The following is a 2500-nucleotide window of genomic DNA, read 5'->3' on the forward strand; positions in this document are numbered from 1 at the left end:
TTCCTCGCTGGAAGGGTTCATCGCCCGACCAGGCAAAACGAGGGCTTCGATTGGATGGGTGTGCCTGACCGCCGCCCTTGGGGTTCGTCTCTGGAAGCTGGTCTTTCGCCGGTTCCATGCCTTTGGGTGTGGGACTGGCAGGACCCTTTCGCAGGACGCCGATCACCCGTTGCACGCGGGCTCGGTGTTGAGGGGGTCCAAAAGAGAATGAACGCATATGATCATCTCTCTCTTTGTCGGAAGCAAAGCCGGCCTCGATGTTCGGGACGCCCCGGACCCTTTGGGTCCGCAAGGCCGAACGGCCGTCGCGGCTTGTGCCGCGCGCCCCGCGCAGGCGGATGGCAACAGCCATCCGACGTGAGCGGTCTGACAAACCGATGATCATGGGCGATGAGAACGATCAAGTGTCTTAAGGGCATCTGGTGAATGCCTTGGCATGCACAGGCGATGAAGGACGTGATACGCTGCGATAAGCCATGGGGAGCTGCGAATGAGCTTTGATCCGTGGATTTCCGAATGGGGCAACCCACCTCCGAGCCTTGGTCAGATCGGAACGACGCTGGTACGGAAACGTACGGGCGGCGTTGCGGTGACCAAGGTTCAATAGCGAGGTATCTACACCTGAATACATAGGGTGTTAGAAGCGAACTCGGGGAACTGAAACATCTAAGTACCCGAAGGAAAGGACATCAACCGAGACTCCGTTAGTAGTGGCGAGCGAACGCGGACCAGGCCAGTGACCATCGAAGGAAGAAGCCGAACACGTTGGAAAGCGTGACAAGAGTGGGTGACAGTCCCGTAGGCGCAATGTTCTCGATGGTCCATGAGTAGGGCGGGACACGTGAAATCCTGTCTGAACTGGGGGGGACCACCCTCCAAGCCTAAGTACTCGTGCATGACCGATAGTGAACCAGTACCGTGAGGGAAAGGTGAAAAGCACCCCGACAAGGGGAGTGAAAGAGAACCTGAAACCGGATGCCTACAAACAGTAGGAGCCCAAGGTTTGTCCTGGGTGACTGCGTACCTTTTGTATAATGGGTCAGCGACTTAGTCTGGCGAGCGAGCTTAAGCCGATAGGTGGAGGCGCAGCGAAAGCGAGTCTGAACGGGGCGTTCAGTTCGTCGGATTAGACCCGAAACCGAGTGATCTAGCCATGAGCAGGTTGAAGGTGCGGTAACACGCACTGGAGGACCGAACCCGCATCTGTTGCAATAGATTGGGATGACTTGTGGCTAGGGGTGAAAGGCCAATCAAACTCGGAAATAGCTGGTTCTCCGCGAAATCTATTTAGGTAGAGCGTCGGATGTATTCCTCAGGGGGTAGAGCACTGAATGGGCTAGGGGGACTCACCGTCTTACCAAACCCAATCAAACTCCGAATACCTGAGAGAACTGTCCGGCAGACACACGGCGGGTGCTAACGTCCGTCGTGAAGAGGGAAACAACCCTGACCGACAGCTAAGGTCCCCAAGTTATGGCTAAGTGGGAAAGGATGTGAGAATCCCAAAACAACCAGGATGTTGGCTTAGAAGCAGCCATCATTTAAAGAAAGCGTAACAGCTCACTGGTCTAGATTTAAGGGTTCTTGCGCCGAAAATGTAACGGGGCTCAAGCCATACACCGAAGCTTCGGGTTGTGCATTCTTCGGATTGCGCAGCGGTAGCGGAGCGTTCCCTAGGCCGTTGAAGGAGGACCCGTGAGGGCCTCTGGAGGTATGGGAAGTGCGAATGCTGACATGAGTAACGATAAAGGGTGTGAGAGACACCCTCGCCGAAAGTCCAAGGGTTCCTGCTTAAAGTTAATCTGAGCAGGGTGAGCCGGCCCCTAAGGCGAGGCCGAAAGGCGTAGTCGATGGGAACCACGTTAATAATCGTGGGCCTGGTGGTGAGTGACGGATCCCGTGTATCGTAACCCCTTATCGGATTGGGTTTGCGGTGAAGGGGTCCCAGGAAATAGCCCCACCGTATAGACCGTACCCGAAACCGACACAGGTGGACTGGTAGAGCATACCAAGGCGCTTGAGAGAACTGCGTTGAAGGAACTCGGCAAATTGCACGCGTAACTTCGGAAGAAGCGTGACCTCCACGGGCGCAAGCTTGTGGTGGTGGCACAGACCAGGGGGTAGCGACTGTTTATCAAAAACACAGGGCTCTGCGAAGTCGCAAGACGACGTATAGGGTCTGACGCCTGCCCGGTGCTGGAAGGTTAAGAGGAGGGGTGCAAGCTCTGAATCGAAGCCCCAGTAAACGGCGGCCGTAACTATAACGGTCCTAAGGTAGCGAAATTCCTTGTCGGGTAAGTTCCGACCTGCACGAATGGCGTAACGACTTCCCCGCTGTCTCCAACGCAGACTCAGTGAAATTGAATTCCCCGTGAAGATGCGGGGTTCCTGCGGTCAGACGGAAAGACCCCGTGCACCTTTACTATAGCTTTACACTGGCATTCGTGTCGGCATGTGTAGGATAGGTGGTAGGCTTTGAAGCGTGGGCGCCAGCTCGCGT

Annotated in this window: 1 rRNA gene (only partly in view); it reads left to right on the top strand. The window is 55.7% G+C overall.

From position 1 onward, the window contains the following. Positions 1-398: 398 nt before the first annotated feature. A 23S ribosomal RNA gene (locus tag H7A85_RS20430) occupies positions 399-2500 on the top strand; it runs 733 nt beyond the window's last position.

It is taken from the genome of Aureimonas sp. ME7 (assembly GCF_903970965.1).
Classification (GTDB): domain Bacteria; phylum Pseudomonadota; class Alphaproteobacteria; order Rhizobiales; family Rhizobiaceae; genus Aureimonas.